We start from the raw sequence: 24,051 nt of genomic DNA, 5'->3' as shown, positions 1-24,051 counted from the left end.
TTTATTTCGTTTTTTGGTTTTATCTTTTTTGTAAAAACACCTCAGTGTTAACACAGCAGCGACAATAACTTGTTATAATCAGCTAAATTTTTTTAGTGAGTATGAGTAATGACCCAAGTAGATGTAATTGTGATTGGCGCCGGTGCCGCAGGTTTGATGTGTGCTGCACAAGCAGGCTACCGTGGTCGCAATGTTACTGTGCTTGATATGGGCAAAAAGCCGGGCCGTAAAATATTAATCAGCGGCGGCGGGCGTTGTAACTTCACCAATGAAAACGCAAGCTCAGACAACTACTTGTGTGGCAACCCTCACTTTGTAAAATCGTGTTTAAGTCGTTATACCCAGCATGACTTTATAGAGCTGGTGGACCGTCACGGCTTGGCCTATCACCATAAAACGCTGGGCCAGTTATTTTGTGATAACAGCGCACAAGATATCGTCGACATTCTTTTAACTGAGTGTGAGTGGGCGGGTGTTAACATAGCGCTGCGTAACGAAGTACTCAGCGTGACAAAAACCGATGCGGGCTATGAAGTTATTACCGAGCAAGACAGCTATCAATGTGAGTCGTTAGTTGTCGCATCGGGCGGATTAACCATGCCTAAGCTCGGTGCATCACCAATTGGTTATAAAATTGCCGAGCAATTTGGTTTAACAGTGCTACCAACCATGGCGGCATTAGTGCCATTTACGTTGCACCAGCATGATAAAGATCGCTTTGATGGATTATCGGGGATCAGCATTCCTTGTCTGGTTACCAGTGAAGATGGCACCCAGTTTAAAGAAAACATCTTGTTTACTCACCGCGGCCTTTCGGGCCCAGCTATTTTACAAATCAGTTCTTTCTGGCGCGCAGGGCAAACTGTGTACATCAACTTGTTACCCGAGCTCGATTTAAAACTGCAGCTTGAGCAGTGGCGTCAAAGCCAAGGGCAAAAGTCACTAAAAAATACCCTTGCGACAATTTTACCAAAGCGTTTTGTTGAAATGCTGCACGACACGAAAGCGATCCCTGATTGCAATGTAAACCAGCTAAGCCATGCGCAAATCGACGCGTTACATGACTACATTCACAATTGGCAAATTAAACCCAACGGCACAGAGGGTTACAGAACAGCCGAAGTCACGCTTGGCGGTGTAGACACCGACGAGTTAAGCTCAAAAACCTTCGAAGCGAAAAAGTCACCGGGCCTCTATTTCATCGGCGAAGTCACCGACGTCACCGGTTGGCTAGGCGGCTACAACTTCCAATACGCCTGGAGCTGCGGCTTTGCAGCAGGGCAGTATTGTTGAGTTGCGAGTTGCAAGGGGAAAGGTGTTAGTGGTTAGGCCATAGGAGCTAGACTCTAGGCTCTAGGCTCTAGGAACTAGGTGCTAGGTTAGCACTTGCTCGTAGGTCGTGCTTTAGCGCGCTGGAGGGGTTTGTAATCCGAAACTGAAAAGTACCAGAAGAACAGTATTTAGGTTGATAAGACATGAATCTTAGGAAAGATGAAAACAAATTAATCGGTAAGCATGTTTTTTTAAACGGTAAAGTTGTGGCGGATAAAATGGCACAGCGAATTGATTATTTAAAGAATAACGTATTGTTAGTAGTTGCATATTCCGATGATGGATGGTCAACGTTACTACGTGATCCCAACGATGGGCGTCTTTGGGAACTAGTCTATGACGACTCAGGCTCTCATGGCGGAGGAGCACCGAGTTTGATTCACTTAACACTTGATGATGCGAAAAACAAATACAAATTCAAGTAAGAGAATTAATGAACAGCTAACGCTGTCGAACAAAGCCTCGCACTCGCGGGGTTTTGTTCTTAATAAACAGAGACTCAAAGAAGAAACTCGATATCTTATATTTGCACCTAGCACCTAAACTAGACAACTATAAGGTTACCCATTTATTTTTCATGCATATGATAGGTGATAAGTAGTTAAATAAAACCATTGGGTTAAGCTAAATTATTTTCTGATGCCATGGGCGAGGTAGTGGCAAAAAGAAAGACCTGACACTATGAGCTCTGGAGTAAAATGATATGACTAATATACTGAACGTTTATATGGATGATATAGAAGTTATTAGTGATGAAACCCCACAATCATTTGATAAGCTTAAAAAAGGTGTATTATCTGATGATAGTGAAATAAGACAAAGATCATTTTCTAAATTGGCATGCTTTGAGTATACCGAAGAAATTAAAAATATTTTTAACAGAGGATTATTAGATAGCGATGAACTTATTCGCTCTGATTGTATAGAATTTCTCGCTGAATTTGATTTACTTGATAATTTAGAAAAGATTTGCGAATTATTAGATGACCCAAGCCATTATGTCGTTGATTCATGTGTAATTAGTCTAGCTGAGCTAAATTCTAAAAATGAAAAAGTTATTAAACTTTTGATTAATAAGTTAAAAGATAAGCAGCTTAAGAGTGGAACAGTTTTAAGTATTCACTATGCGTTATATAAACTTGATCCAACATACTCAATTGGGAACCTATTAGTTTGCTATTCTGACTCCAGAGATTATCGAGATAGGTGCGCTATTTTAAACTTATTAGCAGAGGGAATCCGAGAAGAGGATATCCCTGTGATAAAAGAGAAACTAGATAAAATTGTAAATCCTAATGATTTTAGATCTGTTCTATCTAAATATGATGAACTTTTAGCTTCATTAGGTTGATCAGAGATTTAAATCCAAAGCCTCGCACTAGCGGGGCTTTGTTTTTTCTAGCTGTGGTGGCTTGGATTTTGTTTTCAAGACTGGCTAAGCTGCTCAATGAAAAGAACCGCTTGCTGGCATGGGTGAGGTAGTGACAAAAGCAAGACCTAACCCCATGTGTTTAAAGCGCAGAAAAAGGTGCATGATTTTTAATGACTGAAATTACAAAAATTCAAAGATTGGTCTGTAATGAATTTAATGCTGACTTTGTATCATCTCCCGAAGATATGAAAGTTGGTATTTCTCGTAACGTCAAGCAAGGGGTTATTCCTATTAATGGACTAAGACACTCTCCTGAAGGAGATACAACAGGTTGGTACATTTGGGGTGGAGAAGAGTTTTCTGAAGAACCTGATTTTTTCGTTCCTCTTCATGTTGCTCATTTAGGTGAGTGGTGTCCTGATATCAAAAAGTATCTTGCGCTACCTCCGGGTTATAGGTTTTTAATCGCAGGAGATTATGTTGATGTTTGGTTTGATGAGTCTTTATTAAATATTTGACGACATAGTTTGAATTCTAAGCTTCACACTCGCGGGGGGTTTTTGTTGTTTTCAACTTTGATGATATTCTCGATAGATTAATTAATTGTGTGGTATCCAATTTAAGATGAAAGGAATAACTCATCTGCTAGAAGTTCAACAGAAGTGTTGTGAACACTATAGTGCACAATATACACCAGTTGACGAGGAGCAAATGGTAGTAATATCTGACGGTGTATATGAGGGGCTGCCTTTAGAAGGAGTTCGTTACCCTTCACCGGACCATATGAGCGGTTGGTGGTTAACCACTGACGAATATAATGGAGATATTTCGAGTTTAAAAACGGTTCACTTTACTCATATTGTAAAATATAGACCTGAAGTAGCTATTTATATGGCTTTGCCACCTGGTTATCGATTCATGCTGGGTGGAGAGCAAGAACATGTTTGGTTTGATGAAGAAGTAGCAAACGACAAATAGATAATATCTTTTTAATTCAGAGCTTCGCACTCTCGGGCTTTGTTCTTAATAAACATGACTCAAAGAAGAAACTCTATATCTTATATTTTCGCCTAGCCCCTAGCCCCTAGCCCCTAAAACCTAGAATCAATTCTTGCCACCCCAAATGACGCCCTACATAATTTTGATAGCTGATAGCTGATAGCTGATAGCTGATAGCTGATAGCTGATAGCTGATAGCTGATAGCTGATAGCTGATAGCTGATAGCTAATTTATAGTCTATTATTTCATTTTACTGAGTAGTAATAATGTATTGGACTCGAGTTGCCCATGAAACTTAATGACGTACAGATGTTTGTTAATCCTATTTATCGGTTAATAGAAATTACACCTATCCCTGTCATTGTTTCCTCGCCTAGCGGTAAACTCGAATATGCAAACCCGGCACTAAAACAACTATTAGGTTACGAAGGCGATGAAGTGTACGCCGATGATGTTGTTATAACTCATGCTGATGACAGAGAGTTAAATAAAGCTATTCGTGCCAAGCTTAATCAGTTTCCTGAGCAGCCCTTACAAATCGAAAAGCGTTACATGCATAAGTTGGGTCATGCTATTTATTGTCAGCTGAATATTGTTGCTGAGATGGATAATGACGGTAATGTTGTGCGTTATATTTCGCAAATTATTGACTTAACAACAGTCAATAAAGAGGCTGCCGCGGATATTTTGCTGACCCATTTGGTTGATAAATCGAATGATGCCATCTTTGTTGCAAACCCTCAGTTTGGTCAAATCCTTAACTGTAATCAATTTGCTTATAAGTGCTTAGGTTATGAAAAGGAAGAGTTATTAAAACTAACCATTCCAGACATAAACCCTGACTACGATACCAAGGCTAAATGGCAAGAAAGGGTGGCGCGCGTAAAAGCTCAAGAAACCACTATTTTTGAGTCGAGCTTAAAACAAAAGGATGGTCAGGTTTTTCCTACAGAAGTGAGTGTGTGTCATATCGACCATCAAGGGAAAAGCTATCTCCTTGCGATTGTCCGTGACATTTCAGCTCGGAAAAATAAAGAGCAGGCTTTGATTGAGCTTGCGAACCTTGACCCGCTTACTCAATTACCGAACCGTCGTTATCTAGAGCAATTATTAAATGATGTATTTAGTGAAAATGGTGATGTGGCTGAGGGAATGGGTTTTATTTATATCGACTTAGATGATTTTAAACAAATCAACGATCAGAATGGTCACGCACTAGGCGATGAAGTTTTGGTATGGGTTGCAAAGCAACTTAAAGCTGCCGTCAGAAGTACCGATTATGTGATAAGAATGGGGGGAGATGAGTTTTTAGTGACTATTTCAGGCGTAACTAATACGACGATCTTGAATCGCTTAGCACATAAAATTGCGGAGCAATTTTCAGCCCCTTTTAGTTGTAAAGGTAAGTCAATTGAAGTCACTGCGAGTATTGGCGTGACAGCGCATTTTCTCGGCGATGGTGTGTATGCAGCAAACCAATTAATTGAAGAAGCGGATGCGGCTATGTACCAAGCTAAAAAGCAACCCGGAACAACCATCATTCACTTTAGCTAAGGTTTAGTTACTTTGAAACTTTTCCCCTCAAGCAGCCACTTCAACACAATTACGGCCGTTATTTTTTGCTTTATACAATGCTTTGTCGGCAATGGTGAGGGTTTCTTTCACAGTTGTTGAAGCATGGCCAACGCTATGTACACCAATACTCACGGTAAACTGCACGGTTTGCACCTCATTAATTGTGATGTAAGTTTCTTGGGCTTTTTGGCGAATTCGCTCGGCAACTTGCTTGGCATCAAGTAGGTTACAATTGAGTAGTAACACGAACTCTTCGCCGCCGTAACGGCAGGCTATATCAGCAAGGCCTTGCTCTGAGGTGAGTATGTTGGCAAATGCGATAATGACTTTATCGCCAACATCGTGACCATATGTGTCGTTAATGTTTTTGAAGTGGTCGAGATCAGCAATTAGGAGGGTTAACTCTTGCTGATTGCTTGCCATAGCAGCAATGAGTTCTTCACTTTTTCTGTCAAAGTAACGGCGGTTATACAGGCCTGTCATAGGATCTGTATCGACCAAGCGATTGAGCTCAGTTTGCTGTGCTTTAATTTTTTCGAGGCTCTTAATTCGATAAGAAAGAATAAACGCCATCATTAACGCTTCGAGCAAAATACCTATGCCTACACCGTGGCTATTTATCACGTTTGCGTCGCTGATCCCCTTGTAATAAAGCACTGCCAGCATATTGAAAATAACGAACATAGAGTGGCCGAGCAAAAAGTATTTTGCCAGTGTGTTACCTTTGCGCCACAGCGAAATAGATACTCCAAATGTCACCGTCATCATTAAAGCTGCTAAGCTGCTGGCAGGTTTTAAGGCACCTACAATATCGAACAAGCTATAGATAAAATCAGCAACCAGTAAGAACAAAATAATCGACAGCGCGGTATGCTCTTTAGGGTAATGCTTTTTGGTTTCGAAAATGAGCATTACAAAAATCACTAAAAAGCTTGGCATGCTCAGTAAGTTAGAATTGAGTTGTAGTAGCTCGGCACTAAAAATACCAAAGAAGTTAGCAGCAACGCCATAAGATAGCGCCACCCACACCGTGCCAGAGATAAGATACAGCGCGTAAACAATGTTCTCGATTTTACGTGCCGATAAATATAAGAAGAAGTTATAAATCATCAGCGCTAACATCATCCCGACAAGTAGCGCAATGTAATTACCATTCCCGACAAGGGCCCGCTTTGAATGCTCTTCATCAAAAATAGCTAATGCAAACCACTGATGTGAAAAGGTGACGCTTTTTATATAAATTGTTTTTTGCTGGTTAGGAGCAATATAAAACGAAAACACGGCACTGCCACCAAACATGTTGGCTTTAGGCCCTGTTTTATCAAGTTGAATAACCGATTGGTTTATCAGTTGTCCTGATTGTGTTTCGTAAAAGCTGACTTCTTCTAAATGATAGGCATCTGGGTTATGCACAAATAAGCGTAGGGTATCGCTGTAGCTATTTTTTATAACTATTTTTGACCACGTCGTTTTAGCGTTGGTGCCTAAAGTAAGCTCGTTTTGACTGTTGATAAAATTTTGCTGCTGAACTTGTGAAAGAGGCATAGTGCCTGTGCTATCAATAAAATAGCTCATAGCAAATTGAGTGAGGTCAACGCTACGTTGTTCGATATTAACAATCGGGGAATTATCGGCACGGCTTTGGCTAGTTATGCTTAGGCATAATGAGTAGAAAACAAGAAGCAGTAAAAAGCGCGCAATCATCCCTAATGCCTGTGTCCAAATAAATATAATGATAAAGTTTTATTTTTAACGTAATCCGCTGCCTTGTCGAGTAAATTATCAACGAAAATAAAAAAAGCCGCTAATTTAGCGGCTTTGTTGGTTGCGAAAATAAGAATTAACGTAGGTCGAAACGATCTAGCGTCATTACTTTAGTCCATGCTGCTACGAAGTCATCAACGAACTTTTGTTTAGCATCGTCAGAGGCATACACTTCAGCAATTGAACGTAGCTCTGAGTTTGAACCGAAGATTAAATCTACTGGTGTTGCTGTCCACTTAAGTTTGCCTGACTTACGGTCACGGCCTTCGTAAACACCTTCCTCAGAAGACTTAGACCACTTCGTTGACATATCTAATAGGTTAACGAAGAAATCGTTGCTTAATGTGCCAGGCTTTTTCGTGAATACACCGTGTTTAGTTTGGTCAGTATTCGCGTTAAGGGCACGCATACCACCTAGTAATGCTGTCATTTCTGGTACTGATAAGCTTAGTAAATCAGCACGTTCAACTAACATTTCAGCCGGTGATTTCCATGCTGAGCTGTAGTAGTTACGGAACGCATCTGCCGTTGGCTCAAGTACTTCGAATGATTCAACGTCAGTCATTTCTAATGACGCGTCCATACGACCTGGCTTGAACGGTACTGCGATAGAGAAACCTGCGTCGCTTGCTGCTTTTTCGATTGCAGCCGCACCACCAAGAACAATCATATCTGCTAGTGAAATTTCTTTACCGCCAGATGCTTTTTTGTTGAACTTAGTTTGGATTTTCTCAAGTTTGCTAAGTACTTTAGCTACTTCTTTCGGGTTGTTTACCGGCCAATCTTTTTGCGGAGCAAAGCGAATACGTGCACCGTTTGCACCACCACGCATATCTGTGTCGCGGTAGCTTGCTGCTGATGCCCAAGCAACACGCACTAGTTCAGATACAGATAAACCTGAATCTAAGATGCTAGCTTTAAGTGACGCGATATCTTTGCTGTCTACTAGTTTGTGGTCAACCGCAGGGATGTAGTCTTGCCAAATTAATACTTCTTCTGGCACTAAGTCACCTAGGTAACGAGCACGTGGGCCCATATCACGGTGGTTTAGTTTGAACCATGCTTTAGCAAATGCCAGTTCGAACTCTTTCGGGTCGTTTAAGAAACGCTCTGAAATCTTACGGAACTCAGGATCTGCTTTTAACGCGATATCAGTTGTGAACATGATAGGCGCATGACGCTTACCTTTAATGTGCGCATCTGGCACGAGGTTAGACGCTTGACCATTTTCAGGGATCCACTGAGTCGCACCTGCAGGGCTCTTAGTTTTAACCCACTCAAAGCTGAATAAGTTTTGTAGGTAGTTGATTGACCAACGTGTTGGTGTCACTGTCCATGCACCTTCAAGACCTGACGTGATGGTATCTTCTGAGTGACCTTTACCACATTTGTTTTTCCAACCTAAGCCTTGCTCTTCGATACCTGCTGCTGCTGGCTCTTTGTCTAAACACGTTGCTTTTTTCGCACCGTGTGCTTTACCAAAGCTGTGACCACCGGCGATTAGCGCAACGATTTCTTCATCGTTCATTGCCATGCGGCCGAATGATAAACGAATGTCTTCTGCTGCTAGAAGTGGATCAGGGTTACCGTGCGGACCTTCTGGGTTTACATAAATCAAGCCCATCTCAACTGCCGCTAATGGACCTTTAAGTTTGCCTTTTTTGTCACGACGTTCGTCAGTTAACATTTTGCCTTCAGGACCCCAGTATACGTAATCTGGTTCCCAATCGTCTTCACGACCACCGGCATAACCGAACGTTTTGAAGCCCATTGATTCAAGTGCAACGTTACCTGTTAACGCCATTAAGTCAGCCCAAGAAATGCTGCGACCGTATTTTTGTTTAATAGGCCAAAGTAAACGACGCGCTTTATCAAGGTTCGCGTTATCAGGCCAGCTGTTTAATGGGTCGAAACGTTGTTGACCACCGCCTGCGCCACCACGACCATCAAAAGTACGGTACGTACCTGATGCGTGCCACGCCATACGGATGAAGAACGGACCATAGTGACCGTAGTCAGCAGGCCACCAATCTTGAGAATCAGTCAATACTTTCTCAATATCAGCTTTCACTGCGTTTAGGTCTAACTTTAAGAATTCTTTTTTGTAATCAAAGTAAGGACCCATAGGATCAGACTCTGCGCCATGGGCACGAAGTTGGCTAAGATCTAATTGCTCTGGCCACCAGAATTGGTTTGATTTGATGTCGTTTGTAGCTTGTACGCCTGTTGCCACCAACAGTGATACCGCAACAGCTACTTTAGACAAAGCTGACGTTGATTTCTTAAACATTGTGTTGTCTCCAGTTAGAAGTTGGGTGAAATATAGATTTGTTCTGATTAACTTTCCACTTACAAACTGGGGTTTAAATCGATTGATAAAATCGAAAAAATAGATGGTGTGATTGATTTTATAGAACAAAGCCAGCAAAAATGCTGGCTCTGGGGGAGGTGTGCAGTAAGCTTAAATTTAGCTTATTGCTTATTCTTCAATAAAGGGTACACCGTTTTTGATCCACTCAGCGGCTGGTTTGCCTTTTAAGTAGTGATCAAAATATTCCATCATGCGTACTGAGAAATCCACTTGGTTAGGGAATTTCTTCAGGTGATGTGGTTCACCTTCGTATTGTAAGAAGGTGGCATCTTTACCCGCACGACGAAGCGCGAGGTAGTATTGAACCCCTTCGTGCCACGGCACAGCATCATCTTTGTCGCCAAACATAATCAGAATTGGGGTATTCACTTTATCGGCGAAGAACACCGGTGAGTTTTCGATGTATAGCTCTGGGGCTTCGAATAACGTTTTACCAATGCGGCTTTGCCCTGTTTCGTATTGGAACTGACGCGCAAGGCCTGATTTTAAGCGAATACCGCTGTATGCACTGGTCATGTTAGATACTGGCGCACCCGATACAACCGCCTTAAACATATCTGTTTGAGTGATCATAAAGGCACTTTGGTAGCCTGCCCATGAGTGACCTTGTAAACCAATTTTATCTGGATCAGCAATGCCTAAATCAATCAACTTTTGAGTGGCGTTGATCATCGTTTGGGTTGATGATTTACCCGGATGGCCAATTTCAAAACGTATATCAGGTAAGAAAATCGCATAACCATTTGAGGTAAACATTGGGAAGTTAGGGCGATGATTTAACTCCATTTTCGGGAAGTCATACATGCGTTGGCTCATATAGCGGTAGAAGTACACAACCACCGGAACCTTATCGCCTTTTTTGTAGCCCGCAGGTTTGATCAATACGCCTTGTAAATCTTCCCCATCAAACCCTTTGTAGCTAATAAGCTCAGGTTTTTCACCCCATGCAAAGTTGCTAATTTGTGGGTTAAGGTTGGTAACACGTTGTGGCTTTTTGAAGCTAAAGTCAGTTTGGTAGTAATCAGGGAATTGCTGATATGTTTGCGCAGTAAATAGGTATTTGTCGGCATTTTTCGCCTTTTTCACCACATCATAGCGCTTTTTACCTGAAAGTACTTTGCTCACTTTATTGCTTGATAAGTCAAGTTTGGCAATTTCAGTTTGCTTATCTTGCAGGTTCTTTGCACTTAGTAATAATGTTTCGTCTTTGGCAAAGCCCACTTGGTCTTTATCAAGTTTAATAACACGATATTGGGTATTGGTTTCTTTACCTTGAGTTAGGCGCGTTGCTTTTTGTGTTGCGACATCAAAAGCCCAAATATCAAATTTACTGTAAACCAGTACTTGGCTGCTGTCGTTTAACCAGCCTGCAAAACCATAACCCGGCTGAGGTGACGGGTAGTCATGTTTATCATCAGCAAAAATAGCGTTAATTGCTTTAGATAAGGTCGACACCTTGTTGTTACCTAAATCTTTAAGTTGCACTTGGCTGTCTTGGAAAAATGCCGCAAATTGACCATTTGGCGCAAGGCTTGGTCTAAACGGATAGTCGCTGACAATAGCGGTTTGTTTACCGGTTTTAACATCAACACTAAAGTAATCTGCGTAAAAGCCGCCATACATAATACGTTCTAGGTACGGTCGGTCTGAATAGCCCAATAGCGCTTCGCGGTGAGTATTAAGCGAAACCTCAGGCATGTTCGGCGTGCTTAACTGCACAACGTGCTGACCGTTTACATGATATACCGCTTGGTAATGACGAAGCTTATTCGCTTTGTTCCATTGCTGCTCTTCGCGTGGCTTAATTTCAGCGTCTTTATTGTGCCAAACGTTAAGGCCTTTTTGGTCGCGAATGGTATCGAAATCATATAAAGAGGCTTCATCTTTGTATTCTTTTGCGATAACTTTTGCAGCGAGTTTAGGATGGTTTTCAAAGTATAAACGAGCACCATCTTCAGACCATTTTAGCGATGCTGTTTTGCCAATAGTCCAGCTTCTATCTGCAGAGTGAATGGTTGAAAGCGCCCCGTTTTGTAAAAGCTGTAAGCTGTGATCACGACGGCGTGTATCATCATTAACGTAATTACCAATTAATAGCGCTGCGGTACTGCTGTTTGGTTGCCAAGCTATTTTATTTGCCACAACGCCCGGCTCATCAATCAGTACACTCGTTGCAAAGTCATTATTAAGCGCAACTAATACAACTTGGTTGTCGGCACCATCACTGTAGCTTTGGCTTGCTAATAATTGCTCACCGGTGCTGCTAATCGCATAGCTGAATACGTTGTTTAGAGTGTGAGTGGTTTTGTCTTGAAGGTTAACAAGCACTAAATCAAAGCTTTTATCTTTTTTGTCTGGCTTGATTTCGCTGCTGTTTTCGTCTTTTTCTTCGCTGTCTTTTTTATCAGCTTTCTTATCTAGTCGATAAGCAAGCCATACACCATCATCCGATAGTGCATAGTCTTTTACATCGTTAAAGGTTTGTTGCTCACCATTTTTAGTATTCACTAAAACAAGGTTGTTTTTTAGTTCATCTTTTTTCTTGGTGGTTTCTTTTTCAAGTAGGGTCGGTACCTGAGTAAAAGCTACCCAGTTTGCTGCTTTATTAATAGTTGGGCGAGTACCGCGCTCAACGCTAGTTAGCAGGGTGTTGTTGTTTAATGTATAAACCTGACCTTGTGCATTACCGCGATAAGGGTCGGCACTAAAGCTAAGAATTTGGCCATCTTCAGAAAGTTGGGTGCCTTTTGCGTATTTAAAATCAAACACGTCTTTAAATTGCAGAGCTTCTTTCGCACTAACCTGTGCACTACCAAGGCTTGTCACCAAGGCTAAGCTCAAAAGTGATAATTGCGCTTTCATTCATCTTTCTCGTTGTTTTTTAATTGATGCACCCAGTGTAGCGTTTTTAATAAACAATTCGAGTAGATACGATAAGTGGCGTGTTTGGGAAGGTGGAAGGGGAAGTTACGAGGGGAAAGTTTGAAAGGGGAAAGAGGGAAGTTGGAATATGGGAGTTGCTAAGCTAGCAATTGCAATTTTTCAACACTTTAAATCGAGTCGTGAGTATTGCTTGAAAGACCAAATTAAGCGCTCTAGCTTGTCTATTTCATCGAATATAGCAGAAGGCTATGAGCGGATGTCTTCAAAAGATTGTGTGCGCTTTCTTTACTATGCAAAAGGAAGTTGTGGTGAGCTAAGATCACAGCTCTATATATCGCTTCAGGTCGGTGAAGTTAGCACAGAGCTGGCAAATAAATGGATAATGGAAACGCAAGAATTATCAATGATGTTAGCGGGCTTAATCAGAGCAATTAATAATGCGAATCAAAGGTAGTAGTTAGAAAGGGAAAGTTAGTAAGCAGCCTGCTAACTTTACTCTTTCCCCTAGAAGCTCGCTAACTGTTCGGAATTCAATCTGATAGCTGACGGCTGAAGGCTGAAGGCTGACAGCTCGAACTTTACTCTTTTCCCTAGCAACTCACTACAACCAAATCTTCTGTAGCTCTGGCCATTGTTTTTCAAATTGTGCACTTGGTTTTGCTTTAAAGTCGCTGCGCACGAATTGATTCATCTTACCTTCTACATAGGCGAGTAGGAAGTTGGCTAGGGTGCTTTCGTCTGACTGGAATGCTTTACCTTCGCGAAGTTTGCGTTCGCGTAGCACTTGCTTGAACTGAGTTTCTAGCTTTTCAAATAAGCCTTGTACACGCTCACGTAAACGCTCTTGCTCACCTTGTAAGGCATCACCGGTCAAAATGCGGGTAATGCCCGGGTTTTTCTCGGCGAAGGCTAATAATAACAGCAAAATATTGTATACACGTGTTTGGCTTTCTTTCTCATTTTCTAAAATGAGGTTAATGCGTGATAACAGGGTATCTTCAATAAACTCGATTAGGCCCTCAAACATCCGTGCTTTACTCGGAAAATGACGATATAACGCAGCTTCAGACACACCTACCTCAGCCGCGAGCTTTGCGGTGGTGATACGTTGACCTGGGCTGGTTTCTAACATTTGTGCGAGTGCTTGCAGAATCTGCTCTTTGCGATTACTTCTTTTTGTCGCAGGCATGACCATTCCTTTCTTATAATTTATTACTTGCGCTGTTGGGAGTCAGACAAGCCATTTTTTGTGCAAATGAGTGGCTTATGTTAATGTTTTATTCAGTTTCTTTCCAGCATTTTTACAAACGCTTGGCAAGCTCAGTCATTACGCTCATGGCTAAATCTTTTTTACTTCCCATTGCTAAATCTAGCTGCTCATTGTGCCAGAAGAGTGTTAAAGCATTATGATCAGAATTAAAGCCAAGGCCTTCTTTTGATACGTCATTTGCGCAGATCATATCGAGATTTTTGTTCTTTAACTTACCTTGCGCATAGCTTGCAACATCTTGAGTTTCTGCCGCAAAGCCAACGGTATAAGGGCGGTTTTCGCTAAGTGCTGCGACATTAGCGATAACATCTGGGTTCTTAACTAAAGTAAGGGTTAGTTCATCGCCTTGCTTTTTCATCTTTTGCTCATGAATTGCTGCTGCACGGTAATCAGCCACTGCTGCACAGCCGATAAAAGCATCCGATTGTGCGGCCAGTTCCATTGAGGCGGTAAGTAATTGCTCAGCACTTTCTATATTAGTAAGCAGGGCATTAGCAGGTGCTTTAATTGTTACGGGGCCTGAAATCAGATTTACCTTTGCACCTAGCGCAAGTGCAGCTTCTGCAAGGGCATAACCCATTTTGCCTGAGCTGTGGTTAGAGATATAACGAACTGGGTCAAGGGCTTCTCGGGTTGGTCCTGCAGTAATCGTGATGGTTTTGCCTGCAAGTAATGGCTCTACTTCAGGTTGTGTACAAAGTGCGACTAACTCATGAGGCTCTAACATACGGCCTGCGCCTACATCACCACAAGCTTGCTCGCCTTTACCTGGGCCCCAAATAGCCACGCCGCGCTCACTTAGTGTGGCAAGATTTGCTTGTGTAGCAGGGTGGGCATACATTTGTTGGTTCATTGCAGGCGCAACCGCTACCTTTGCAGGGGTAGCCAGTAGTAGGGTTGTTAGTAAGTCATCTGCAATACCCATGGCCATTTTGGCTAAAATATTACTGGTTGCAGGGGCGACTAAAATAAGGTCTGCCCATTTGGCAAATTCGATATGACCCATCGCGGCTTCTGCTGCTGGGTCGAGTAATGAATCAGAAACAATCTCACCGCTTACCGCTTGCATAGTTAAAGGAGTAATAAAGTGTTTGGCTGAGTCGGTCATGACGACTTTTACTTCACAGCCTTGATCTTTTAAACGGCGAACAAGTTCTGCGCATTTATAGGCTGCAATACCACCACTCATACCTAGCAGGATTTTTTTATTTACTGATTTTGTCATTACGTGAAATTTAACCTTTGTCGATATGGGCTAACGATAGCAAATCTTTACCGATAGCATGAAGTTTTCTTTTATACAGACAGGAAAAAATTGGATTTTATAGTACAGTTTAATAAGTGGAATAGTTGTTTTAAGGATGAAGCAATGCCATTAACCGATTTACCTTTATCAGCAAGGCCGCGGGAGAAGTTACTTGCCCAAGGCGCCAAAGCACTCTCAGATGCAGAGTTATTAGCAATCTTCTTACGTACCGGTGTACCGGGTATGAATGCCATTGAGCTGGCTGAGCACCTGCTCGATATAAACAGCACTTTGCACGACTTATTTAATGCATCTGAACAAGAGTTCTGTGCCCAAAAGGGTTTAGGAGCTGCTAAGTATGTGCAGCTTCAAGCGGTACTTGAGCTAAGCCGGCGCTATATGCTTGAGCAATGTAAGCGCGAGGCACTATTTAATTCGCCGCAAGCTGTGTATGACTATTTAACTATTCAATTACGTGGCTTACAGCAAGAAGTATTTATGGTGCTGTACTTAGATAGTCAAAACCAGCTAATTAAAGACGAAGTACTTTTTTACGGCACTATTAATGCCGCTTCTGTGTACCCACGTGAAGTTGTTAAAGCTGCACTGCGTAATAATGCGGCGGCTCTAATACTTGCTCATAACCACCCAAGTGGGGTTGCTGAACCTAGTCAGGCCGATAAATTAATCACCACAAAATTACAGCAAGCCTTAGCCTTAATTGACATAAATGTGCTGGATCACATCATAGTGGGTGGTGAAAATTGTGTTTCGTTTGCTGAAAGAGGGCTTATATAGAGCCAACTGTATTAGAGAGTGTGTTAAAAATGAGCAGTTTAGGGCGATTTTAGAAATTAGTTTAATTTAAATGCAGTTTTTACTTTCCCTAAGGGCATTCGATCTTTATAATTAGCCGCTATCAAATTTACACATGAGCTGATTGGATAAGATCTGTTACTTGATCTTTGCCTGTATAAGCTGTATAAAGAGCGCCCTTCGATTTATCCCGGGGCACAAATACTGGCCTAAGGGAAAATTAAGCTCGAGCGAAGTTATTGGAGATATATAGACATGTCTAAAGTATGTCAAGTTACAGGTAAGCGTCCAGCGGTTGGTAACCACCGTTCACACGCGAGAAACGCGACTAAACGTCGTTTCCTACCTAACCTACAAACTCACCGTTTTTGGGTTGAAAGTGAAAAACGTTTTGTAACACTACGCACTACTACTAAAGGTATGCGTATTATCGATAAAAAAGGCATCGACGCGGTTCTTACAGAAATCCGTGCTCGTGGCGAAAAAGTTTAAGGAACTGAATCATGCGCGATAAGATCCGTTTAGTTTCAACTGCTGGTACTGGTTTTTTCTACACTACCGACAAGAACAAGCGTAACATGCCTGAAAAAATGGAAATCAAAAAATACGATCCTAAAGCTCGTAAACACGTGATTTTCAAAGAAGCTAAAATCAAGTAATTTTAGTTTTCAGAATATCAAAAACCCAGCCTCGGCTGGGTTTTTTGTTTTTAGCGTTTAGAAAATCTTAATAGGGCACAATAATCTAGCTTGGCTTGCTGTTTTATCTTGCTTAATTATCAATCTAAGCGTAAAATGCGCGCTCATTTCGGCTTATTAAATTTAATTCCTTGCCTTAAACCGACTGGCCGAAACGGTAGAAGGCTCTATTAACCGTAAGGAATATCCATGCGTCATTACGAAATCGTATTCATGGTTCACCCTGATCAGAGTGAGCAAGTACCTGGTATGATCGAACGTTATACTGGTTCTATCACTGAAGCTGGTGGTACTATCCACCGTCTTGAAGACTGGGGCCGTCGTCAATTGGCTTACCCAATCGACAAGCTTCACAAAGCTCATTATGTTCTTATGAACGTTGAAGCACCTACTGAAGTAATCAGCGAGCTAGAAACTACTTTCCGCTACAACGATGCAGTGCTTCGTAACTTAGTTATGCGTACTAAAGACGCTGTAACTGAAGCATCTCCTCTTGCGAAAGAAGAGAAGAAAGAAGCACCAGCTGCTTAATCGTTTTGAGTTCAAGCATGGCGCTTGCAGTTGAGACAAAAAGATGAGCCAACCGCTTAATCCTTATATGAATCAGCTGACACTATCTGGGGTTGTTTGTAAAACACCTAAATATAGTCAAAGCCCTGCTGGTATACCGCATTGTATTTTTGTTCTTGAACATAAATCGATGCAAGTTGAAGCAGACCTTAACCGTAATTGTTATGTAAGGCTTCAAGTTGTTGCCAGCGGCACGCCAATGCAACAACAAACTCAACAATTGCACGTTGGGCAACAAGTGCAAGTGACGGGGTTTTTAAACCGTCACGAAGGCCGAAACGGCTTAAGCCAATTGGTCTTGCATGCTCAACATATAGAAAGAATTTTTTGAGGAATTTTACTCATGGCACGTTATTTCAGACGTCGTAAGTTCTGCCGCTTCAAAGCGGAAGGCGTACAACAAATCGATTATAAAGATCTAGCTACTCTTAGAAACTATGTTACAGAAAGTGGCAAAATCGTACCTAGCCGTATCACAGGTACTAGCGCTAAATATCAGCGTCAGCTAGCAACTGCTATCAAGCGTGCTCGCTACTTAGCCCTTCTTCCATACACTGACTTACATAAGTAAGCAGCGGATTAACAGTTTTTAAAAGGTGTAGAGACATGCAAGTTATTCTACTAGACAAGATCGCAAACCTAGGTGGCCTAGGTGACCAGGTTGTAGTTAAATCTGGCTTCGCACGTAACTTCCTTTTCCCACAAGGTAAGGCAGTTCCTGCAACTAAAGCTAACATCGAAACTTTCGAAGCACGTCGTGCTGATTTAGAAGCTAAGATCGCTGAAGATCTAGCTGCTGCTCAAGCTCGCGCTGACAAGTTAGAAGCATTAGCTGAAGTTACACTAGTTTCTAAAGCTGGTGACGAAGGCAAGTTATTCGGTTCTATCGGTACTCGCGACATCGCTGAAGCTATTTCAGCTGTTGGCGTTGAAGTTGCTAAATCAGAAGTTCGTTTACCTCTAGGTACTATCCGTGAGACTGGCGAATTTGACGTAGCAATCGCAGTACACTCAGACGTATCGGCTACTATCAAAGTAATCGTTATCGCTGAAGCTTAATAGCAATATTAAGTAAAAAAGCCGCACTTAGGTGCGGCTTTTTTGTGCCTGAAATTTATAAATTGTAGCATTTTGTACCGCTATTGCTTCTTCAGTTGTCATCCAATAGTATTGGTTTCTATATTTTAAACATACAAATACCAACCCTATAATCTTACCTATTTTAAAAACATACGTTCTTTTTTCTTAATTTTCTTGTTCTTATTAGTATAATCGAATGAGTAAAAGTAAATTGGTTAAAATTGACACTGACAACGCTGTCATTTATATTGTGCTGGTTAAAAAGTATTAAGGGGTTGAGGTTGAAAAGTGCATTAGTACCACATGGAATGGGTAAACAAACAGGATTTACATTAGTAGAAATTCTTATCGTGATCGCTATTTTAGGGATTCTGTATAGCGTAGCACTACCTGCTTACACTGAGCACATGCAACGTAGTCGCCGTGCTGATATTCAACAAGAGTTACTGCAATACAGCGCCAGTCTCGAACGTATTTATTCACGAAATGGCGGCTATCCTAATGCATTCGTAACCCAAAATACCGACTATTACACCTTTACCTACACAGCGACAGATAAAGTATCAGGTGCTGTAAGCGATTTTAAAAATCGTGGCTACAGTTTAAAAGCAGCTCCTAAATCGGGTTCGGCGCAAGCAAGTGATCGCTGTGGTGAATTAACCGTTAAACATGATGGAAGTTATAGCGCTTCATTTAGTGATTGCTGGGAGTAACACAATTGCGTCGAATTGCAGGGTTTACCTTAATTGAGTTAATGGTTGTGCTGAGTGTTATTGGCATTATGGCAGCCCTTGCTTTTCCGTCTTTTAGCCAACAAATTTTGCAAGATCGCGTGGTAACTACTGCAAATCAATTAAATAGTGCTTATAAATTTGCACGCAGTGAAGCGGTCAAACGCGACAAACCTATTAACCTAGTTGTCAGTAATAATAGTTGGCAAGTGACCCTCAACGAGGGCGGGGTAGACACGGTTTTAAAAGAATTTTCGGTCACAAAAAGCGGTGTTACCGTCAATTTAGTCGCATTGGCCATTAGTGCTAGTGGCGAAGTTGATAAACAAGCTGAAATTTTAGTGAAAGATGAGCACACAAATACCACAGATTACGTGATGTGTGTGCTTAAAAGTGGCCAAAACTGGTTAGTAGAAAATTCACAGCGAGGATGTGCATGAATAAGCAGGCAGGCTTTTCATTATTAGAAGTGATGATTTCAGTGGTGATCGCTGGCATCGCATTATTAGGCTTGGCGGCAGCGCAGCTAAAATCGCTACAATATGCAACCAATAGCTTTAATTACACCGTGTCACTTATTCAGGGACAAAATACTATAGAGCGTTTGTGGCCGCGCATTTGTGAAATTCAAAAAACCAATACCGCACTTTTTCAAGACGCGACATTTAGAGCTTCGCTCGCGCCACAAGTGAGTGATTATCAACTGACGATCCCAGCTACTTACAGTGATGATATGCAAGTTAATGTGGCTTGGGTCGATAAGCGCATGACAGACAATGCAGAAAATCAAATTAGTCTAAATGCCAGTTTCCCTGATTTAACGGCGGTATGCTCATGAATAAAGGCGCTCAGGGTTTTACCTTAGTTGAACTGATGGTGGCACTGGCAGCAGGCGCTTTTTTATTAGCTGGGGTGAGCTTGTCTTACTCGGCGATAAAAAGCACGATTGAAGTAAGTAAAGAGCTTGAAAACGCTCAAGAAGTGATTCGCTATACCAGTAAAGTATTCAACCGCAGCATAAAGCAAACACAACTAACACCCACCATCAGTGCAGATAAAAGCACGATTACTATTACTCAGCCAAGTGGTGTCATTGCCTGTGATGGCTCTGCAACAACTGCGCAGGTGGTTGAAGTATATAGCTTAAATGGTAGCAACTTAATGTGTTCACTCGATGGTGCTGCCTCAGAGCGATTACTGACAGGAATCGAAGCTTTGTCATTTGATATCGCCGGGGAGCTTGTAACCGTTACTGTAAAGCCAAATGATTTACCTGCTCAGTTCGGTAATGGTATTAACATTGATATTGCGTTAACTAATGCAATATTAGTCAAAGCATACGGAGCTGGCAGTGTATAACAAGCAAAATGGTTTCACCTTAATTACAGTGTTGATCTTAACCAGTATGGCCAGCATCGTGGTGCTTAGCTCGCTACGTGAAAACGTTGTTCAAGAACGCTTAAGTGGTAACTTTCAAAAGAAATTAAACAGTCGTTTAATGGCTGAAAAAGGTGTGTTTGAACAAGCTAAGTTATTGCAACAAACCTTGAATGATGAAGGTGTATTAGCGGTTGAAGATTTGATCAGTAAAACCAGTAATGCATCGGGCTCTGGTGTTATCGCTGATGATGCCATTTTTAATGCCAGTTTAAGTCAAAATGCTGCCGGTGAGCTTGAAATTGCAAGCTTAGGGCAACGATTTGATGGTGACGCACAAAGTAGCTTAGTCGCCCGTTTTGCAGTACAAGGCGCGAAAGGCAGCTCTATTTTCACTAATGCGATGGTGGGCTGTAAAGGGGTTAACTTGTCGGGTAGTGGTAGTATCGACAGCTATGATTCGAGCAAAGGCACCTACGAAGAAACCAAGTCGAATGATGGTGATGTTTCAACGATTGCTGGTGATTCAGATGTGGTGCTATCGGGTCATTCACCGATAAAGGGCGATGTAAAAGCGACCGGGGTTATCTACTTAAATGGTTCATCACCAATTATTGGTAATATCCATTCAAATACCGGTGTTTATATTTCTCCTGGCAGTGGTTTACGTGTTGACGGTAATGTTTATACCCGAGGTTATTATACCCATCGTGGCGGAACTGTTTCGGGGGTTGTGCGAGCCAATGGTGATGCAAAAATGCAGTGGTCAACATTCATCACTAATAGCCAAGACGAAGCGCTGGATATTATGTATGGCGGCTCAGGCGATTTTAAAGACACCTACAATAATCAACAAGATGGTGTGCACTACAGTGATAGCAAGTTTAATGTAAACCCGAATGTTGAGCCGATAACTGTTGCTGACCCAACAGCCCCTGATTATGACCCAACTAATCCAGACACTAGCTGCGACCCGTTAATTTTGCCAGAGAAAATGACAGACATCACAGACCAAGTGAGCAGTTATAGTTCTGTTTCGATTGGTCCTACGCAACAATTTAAACTTAATACTGAAAAGGGCTTTTTTAGTAGCGGTGGTAGCCAAGTTATTTTGCCAAGCCTTGCCGATGTTTTCTTGTTTAACTCTAAAGCGCAAAACCAAGCTAATGGCAGTAATAGTAAAGAGTATATCTTTGCACTTGATAGGCTCAAAATGACCAGTGACGGCAAAATGGAAGTTTCTGGTGGTGATGTTATTTTACTGATTGATGGCGACTTTTCGATGGAAGGGGATACCAGCTTAACAATCAAAAAAGACAGTAGCTTAACAGTGTTATTAACCGGAAAAGTAAATATTGGTGCAGGCGCAAAAGTCATTACTGAGCAGGAAGGATTAACCACCAGTGGCCATCCGTCGTTATCATTTTATTCATCATTTAATGGTGTAAATGGCGTGCAATTTAGTGGTGCTGCGAATTTATATGCGGCTATTTATGCCCCTTTGACAACAGTGAAGCTATCGGGCAGTGGCGAGCTGTTTGGTAGTGTACGTGGCTCAACAATTACTGCATCAGGGGGCAGTGGCGCTCACTATGATGCAGGTTTATTACAAGTACAAAATGGCGGCACGCCTGCTTCTTCGGCACGCATCGTATTTTTAGGTTGGAGCTACAAAACCGCAGAAACAACTGAAGAAGAAAGCGAAGCATCACCTGCCGAATAACGCAAAGCCCCAAATAAAATTGTGTAAGCTCAATTATTTGTAGCTTACACAAAAAAAATTAATTTCATTTAAACCTTTTGAATCCCTCCTTACGTCTAATACACTAAATTCACAACAATAATCATAAAGGACAACATCCAGGATGTTGATAGATGCAGAACAAGCGTTTGCCCAGCAAAGTGAGCATGCCTTGATAGAGCGCGTAAAAAGTGGTGAACAAGCTGCCTATGCAACACTTTATGAGTTGCATGTGAAGCGGGTTTATAGCCTTTGTTTGCGATTACTTGCAGACAAAGAGCACGCCGAAGATGCAACACAAGAAGTGTTTGTACAGTTGTGGCATAAAATCGCTAACTTTGATGGACGCTCACAATTTTCGACTTGGTTACATAGTGTTACCAGCAATATTGCGATTAGCTACATTCGCAAACATAAAAGCTGGTTTCAAAAAGTAGTGAGTTTTGAACAAAGCGGTATGGATGAGCAAAGCGCAGCAGATTGCGATGGCTTTAACGGCCTCGATAAATTGGTACTGAGACTACCTGAGCGAGCACGTATGGTGTTTGTACTCCATGCAATTGAAGGTTATCGCCATGAAGAGATAGCAAGCATGCTTGATATGGCGGTCGGTTCAAGTAAATCGCAATTTCACCGTGCAAGGCAGTTATTAAAAGAGTGGTATGAAAATGAGTAAGCCAGAATTTGAACAATTTTTAAATGACTCGCTTAACCATAAGCAAGATATTAGCCCAGACAAAGATCTCTGGCCCGGTGTTGAGCGAGCAATTGCAACAGGGCAACCAGAGCAAGCTGATAAGCCAAACCATGGCTGGAATAAACTCGCTGCAGTTGCCGCTTGTTGTATTGCCGCACTATTGACCGTACAGCTTTTTGTTGGCCAAGGTGAGCCAAATAGCATGATGGCAATGAGCGATTATTTTACCAAGCAAAAGCAAGGTTTGTTGGTGCAGTATCAAAATCAACCTGCATTAACCGACAACTGGCAGCAACAACTAAAAGAGTTAGAAGAAGCCGAAAGTGCCATTAAGCAAGCACTTGAGAATGAACCTGAAAACCCAGCTTTATTACAAATGCTGTCGCAGGTTTATCAGCAACAACTGGACTTAATTAACAAGGTGCATGCACCGAAGTGGCAAACGATTTAGGAGTGACAATTATGAAATTACTAGCCTTAACTTTAGGATTACTGCCACTGATGGCAATGGCAGGACAAACCATTAATGAACAAATTGATGTACCTGCCAATAAACGCATTTTTATTGAAAACCAACGTGGTGATGTGCGCATTGAAGGGTGGGATAAACCACAACTTAAAATCGAAGGTGAGCTTGACGATAAAGCACAAGGTTATCGTTTAGAGGTTGAAGGCAGCCGTGTTGAATTTATCGTAAAAATGCCGCGAAATTTAGGTGGCTGGAATAGCGGTGACGGCTCTCGTTTAACCATTTACATGCCAAAAAGCAGTGAGCTTGAATTTGCTGGGGTGAATGTCACAGTTAGTGCTAAAGAGCTTGAAGCAGGCGCAGAGATTGATACCGTCAATGGTGATATCACAGTGCAAGATATTCGCGGCAACATGAGCTTTGAAACGGTTAATGGTGATGTGAATGCTCATGATTTAAACGGTGATATTCGCTTTGAAACAGTTAATGGTGAAATTAACGATAAAAACTCGCAAGGAGCTTTACGCTTTACCGCGGTGAATGGCGACATTAAGTCAAAAACCAAAGCACAAGATGTGCGTCTTGAAAACGTAAACGGTGATATCGACTTTGCATTTGATGCAATTAAAAAGCTGCGCATCAATACCGTAAATGGTGAAGCTGAAGTTCACATCAATAAGCTGCTTGAGGATGCTAATATTCGTTTTGAATCAGTCAGTGGTGATGCCGAGTTTTACTTCCCAACAGATGTATCGGCAAAGTTTGAAATTGAAGCTCACGCTAACGGTAAAATCGTTAATGAGCTTAGTGATGACAGAGCAACGAAGGCGAAATACGGCCCATCTAGCGACTTAGAATTTAGTATTAACGGTGGGGATGCTGATATAGAAATGGATACGATTAGCGGACGCATTGAACTTCGTAAACAGAAATAACGATTAGAGTTCACTCAATTACAATATTTCACTCAATTACAATAAAGCGGGAGGACTTCCCGCTTATACCAATCGTGTTAAGTTGTTGGTCTTAAATAGCGACAGATAAATGAAGTGATAACAA

At 41.7% G+C, this 24,051-nt stretch carries 27 protein-coding genes; 22 read left to right on the top strand and 5 right to left on the bottom strand.

Going from position 1 to position 24,051, the window contains the following annotated elements:
* Positions 1–108 precede the first annotated feature (108 nt).
* The 6 genes from AADY36_RS14390 to AADY36_RS14365 all read left to right on the top strand — a co-directional run bounded on the left by AADY36_RS14390 (position 109) and on the right by AADY36_RS14365 (position 5,258).
* Positions 109–1,293, top strand: coding sequence for an NAD(P)/FAD-dependent oxidoreductase (locus tag AADY36_RS14390; RefSeq protein ID WP_342409114.1), 1,185 nt, complete (start codon positions 109–111; stop codon positions 1,291–1,293).
* Positions 1,294–1,475: 182 nt separating this feature from the next.
* The gene (locus AADY36_RS14385) at positions 1,476–1,757 is read left to right on the top strand and encodes an Imm27 family immunity protein (RefSeq protein ID WP_342409113.1); all 282 of its coding nucleotides are present in this window, start codon (positions 1,476–1,478) and stop codon (positions 1,755–1,757) included.
* 302 nt (positions 1,758–2,059) lie between these two features.
* Complete coding sequence (locus tag AADY36_RS14380) at positions 2,060–2,683, top strand: HEAT repeat domain-containing protein (protein ID WP_063699859.1); 624 nt, start codon at positions 2,060–2,062, stop codon at positions 2,681–2,683.
* Between the two features lie 191 nt (positions 2,684–2,874).
* Positions 2,875–3,222 carry an immunity protein Imm33 domain-containing protein gene (locus tag AADY36_RS14375; protein WP_338127948.1) on the top strand — a complete coding sequence of 116 codons (348 nt, stop codon included), beginning with the start codon at positions 2,875–2,877 and terminating at the stop codon, positions 3,220–3,222.
* Between the two features lie 106 nt (positions 3,223–3,328).
* Positions 3,329–3,682 (top strand): immunity protein Imm33 domain-containing protein, encoded by a 354-nt coding sequence (locus AADY36_RS14370; RefSeq protein WP_248529784.1) that lies wholly within the window; start codon positions 3,329–3,331, stop codon positions 3,680–3,682.
* Positions 3,683–3,992: 310 nt separating this feature from the next.
* Positions 3,993–5,258 carry a sensor domain-containing protein gene (locus tag AADY36_RS14365; protein ID WP_342409112.1) on the top strand — a complete coding sequence of 422 codons (1,266 nt, stop codon included), beginning with the start codon at positions 3,993–3,995 and terminating at the stop codon, positions 5,256–5,258.
* A 27-nt stretch (positions 5,259–5,285) separates the two neighbouring features.
* Here AADY36_RS14365 and AADY36_RS14360 read toward each other — a convergent pair whose 3' ends face one another.
* The 3 genes from AADY36_RS14360 to AADY36_RS14350 form a co-directional block, all read right to left on the bottom strand.
* Positions 5,286–6,983 (bottom strand): diguanylate cyclase, encoded by a 1,698-nt coding sequence (locus tag AADY36_RS14360; RefSeq protein ID WP_342409111.1) that lies wholly within the window; start codon positions 6,981–6,983, stop codon positions 5,286–5,288.
* 136 nt (positions 6,984–7,119) lie between these two features.
* Positions 7,120–9,333, bottom strand: coding sequence for a catalase/peroxidase HPI (gene katG / locus AADY36_RS14355; RefSeq protein WP_054563389.1), 2,214 nt, complete (start codon positions 9,331–9,333; stop codon positions 7,120–7,122).
* Positions 9,334–9,522: 189 nt separating this feature from the next.
* Entirely contained in the window at positions 9,523–12,276 is a 2,754-nt protein-coding gene (locus tag AADY36_RS14350; RefSeq protein ID WP_342409110.1) for a S9 family peptidase, read from the bottom strand.
* A 148-nt stretch (positions 12,277–12,424) separates the two neighbouring features.
* Here AADY36_RS14350 and AADY36_RS14345 point away from each other — a divergent pair, with 148 nt between their 5' ends.
* On the top strand, positions 12,425–12,751 hold the full coding sequence (locus AADY36_RS14345; protein WP_239963993.1) for a four helix bundle protein: 327 nt from the start codon (positions 12,425–12,427) through the stop codon (positions 12,749–12,751).
* Positions 12,752–12,898: 147 nt separating this feature from the next.
* Here AADY36_RS14345 and slmA read toward each other — a convergent pair whose 3' ends face one another.
* Together slmA and coaBC are read right to left on the bottom strand one after the other, a co-directional pair.
* The gene (gene slmA, locus AADY36_RS14340; RefSeq protein WP_054554189.1) at positions 12,899–13,486 is read right to left on the bottom strand and encodes a nucleoid occlusion factor SlmA; all 588 of its coding nucleotides are present in this window, start codon (positions 13,484–13,486) and stop codon (positions 12,899–12,901) included.
* Between the two features lie 112 nt (positions 13,487–13,598).
* Positions 13,599–14,792: a bifunctional phosphopantothenoylcysteine decarboxylase/phosphopantothenate--cysteine ligase CoaBC gene (coaBC, locus tag AADY36_RS14335; RefSeq protein ID WP_272982473.1), complete on the bottom strand. Its 1,194-nt coding sequence runs from the start codon at positions 14,790–14,792 to the stop codon at positions 13,599–13,601.
* 144 nt (positions 14,793–14,936) lie between these two features.
* Between coaBC and radC the strand changes: the two genes are divergently transcribed.
* The 15 genes from radC (at position 14,937) to AADY36_RS14260 (ending at position 23,927) form a co-directional block, all read left to right on the top strand.
* A complete protein-coding gene (gene radC / locus AADY36_RS14330) occupies positions 14,937–15,611 on the top strand; it encodes a RadC family protein (protein WP_054563392.1) in 675 nt (224 codons plus the stop codon).
* Between the two features lie 273 nt (positions 15,612–15,884).
* Positions 15,885–16,121, top strand: a complete 237-nt coding sequence (gene rpmB, locus AADY36_RS14325) for a 50S ribosomal protein L28 (RefSeq protein WP_036973115.1) — start codon at positions 15,885–15,887, stop codon at positions 16,119–16,121.
* 11 nt (positions 16,122–16,132) lie between these two features.
* Positions 16,133–16,288, top strand: a complete 156-nt coding sequence (rpmG, locus tag AADY36_RS14320) for a 50S ribosomal protein L33 (protein ID WP_022946036.1) — start codon at positions 16,133–16,135, stop codon at positions 16,286–16,288.
* A gap of 228 nt (positions 16,289–16,516) precedes the next feature.
* Positions 16,517–16,858, top strand: a complete 342-nt coding sequence (gene rpsF / locus AADY36_RS14315) for a 30S ribosomal protein S6 (protein ID WP_036973113.1) — start codon at positions 16,517–16,519, stop codon at positions 16,856–16,858.
* Between the two features lie 67 nt (positions 16,859–16,925).
* Positions 16,926–17,228: a primosomal replication protein N gene (priB, locus tag AADY36_RS14310; protein WP_342409280.1), complete on the top strand. Its 303-nt coding sequence runs from the start codon at positions 16,926–16,928 to the stop codon at positions 17,226–17,228.
* Between the two features lie 12 nt (positions 17,229–17,240).
* On the top strand, positions 17,241–17,468 hold the full coding sequence (gene rpsR, locus AADY36_RS14305) for a 30S ribosomal protein S18 (RefSeq protein WP_002962753.1): 228 nt from the start codon (positions 17,241–17,243) through the stop codon (positions 17,466–17,468).
* Positions 17,469–17,503: 35 nt separating this feature from the next.
* Positions 17,504–17,956 (top strand): 50S ribosomal protein L9, encoded by a 453-nt coding sequence (rplI, locus tag AADY36_RS14300; protein ID WP_054554192.1) that lies wholly within the window; start codon positions 17,504–17,506, stop codon positions 17,954–17,956.
* Between the two features lie 302 nt (positions 17,957–18,258).
* Complete coding sequence (locus AADY36_RS14295; RefSeq protein ID WP_327077777.1) at positions 18,259–18,690, top strand: type IV pilin protein; 432 nt, start codon at positions 18,259–18,261, stop codon at positions 18,688–18,690.
* Between the two features lie 5 nt (positions 18,691–18,695).
* On the top strand, positions 18,696–19,148 hold the full coding sequence (locus AADY36_RS14290; protein WP_058583802.1) for a GspH/FimT family pseudopilin: 453 nt from the start codon (positions 18,696–18,698) through the stop codon (positions 19,146–19,148).
* The gene (locus AADY36_RS14285) at positions 19,145–19,546 is read left to right on the top strand and encodes a type IV pilus modification PilV family protein (RefSeq protein ID WP_054563395.1); all 402 of its coding nucleotides are present in this window, start codon (positions 19,145–19,147) and stop codon (positions 19,544–19,546) included. Before AADY36_RS14290 ends, AADY36_RS14285 begins: the two co-directional genes overlap by 4 nt.
* Positions 19,543–20,067, top strand: coding sequence for a prepilin-type N-terminal cleavage/methylation domain-containing protein (locus tag AADY36_RS14280; protein WP_235575509.1), 525 nt, complete (start codon positions 19,543–19,545; stop codon positions 20,065–20,067). The genes AADY36_RS14285 and AADY36_RS14280 overlap by 4 nt, the downstream gene beginning before the upstream one ends.
* On the top strand, positions 20,060–21,808 hold the full coding sequence (locus AADY36_RS14275) for a DUF7305 domain-containing protein (RefSeq protein WP_342409109.1): 1,749 nt from the start codon (positions 20,060–20,062) through the stop codon (positions 21,806–21,808). The genes AADY36_RS14280 and AADY36_RS14275 overlap by 8 nt, the downstream gene beginning before the upstream one ends.
* A 142-nt stretch (positions 21,809–21,950) precedes the next feature.
* A complete protein-coding gene (locus AADY36_RS14270; protein ID WP_342409108.1) occupies positions 21,951–22,502 on the top strand; it encodes an RNA polymerase sigma factor in 552 nt (183 codons plus the stop codon).
* Complete coding sequence (locus tag AADY36_RS14265; RefSeq protein ID WP_239963378.1) at positions 22,489–22,974, top strand: hypothetical protein; 486 nt, start codon at positions 22,489–22,491, stop codon at positions 22,972–22,974. Before AADY36_RS14270 ends, AADY36_RS14265 begins: the two co-directional genes overlap by 14 nt.
* Before the next feature lie 11 nt (positions 22,975–22,985).
* Positions 22,986–23,927, top strand: coding sequence for a DUF4097 family beta strand repeat-containing protein (locus AADY36_RS14260; protein ID WP_342409107.1), 942 nt, complete (start codon positions 22,986–22,988; stop codon positions 23,925–23,927).
* The last annotated feature ends 124 nt before the right edge of the window (positions 23,928–24,051 follow it).

The sequence above is a fragment of the Pseudoalteromonas sp. D15MCD-2 genome, from assembly GCF_038562745.1.
Classification (GTDB): Bacteria; Pseudomonadota; Gammaproteobacteria; order Enterobacterales; family Alteromonadaceae; genus Pseudoalteromonas.
Note: the sequence above shows the minus strand (reverse complement) of the source record. Positions and strands in the feature narration are given on the sequence as shown.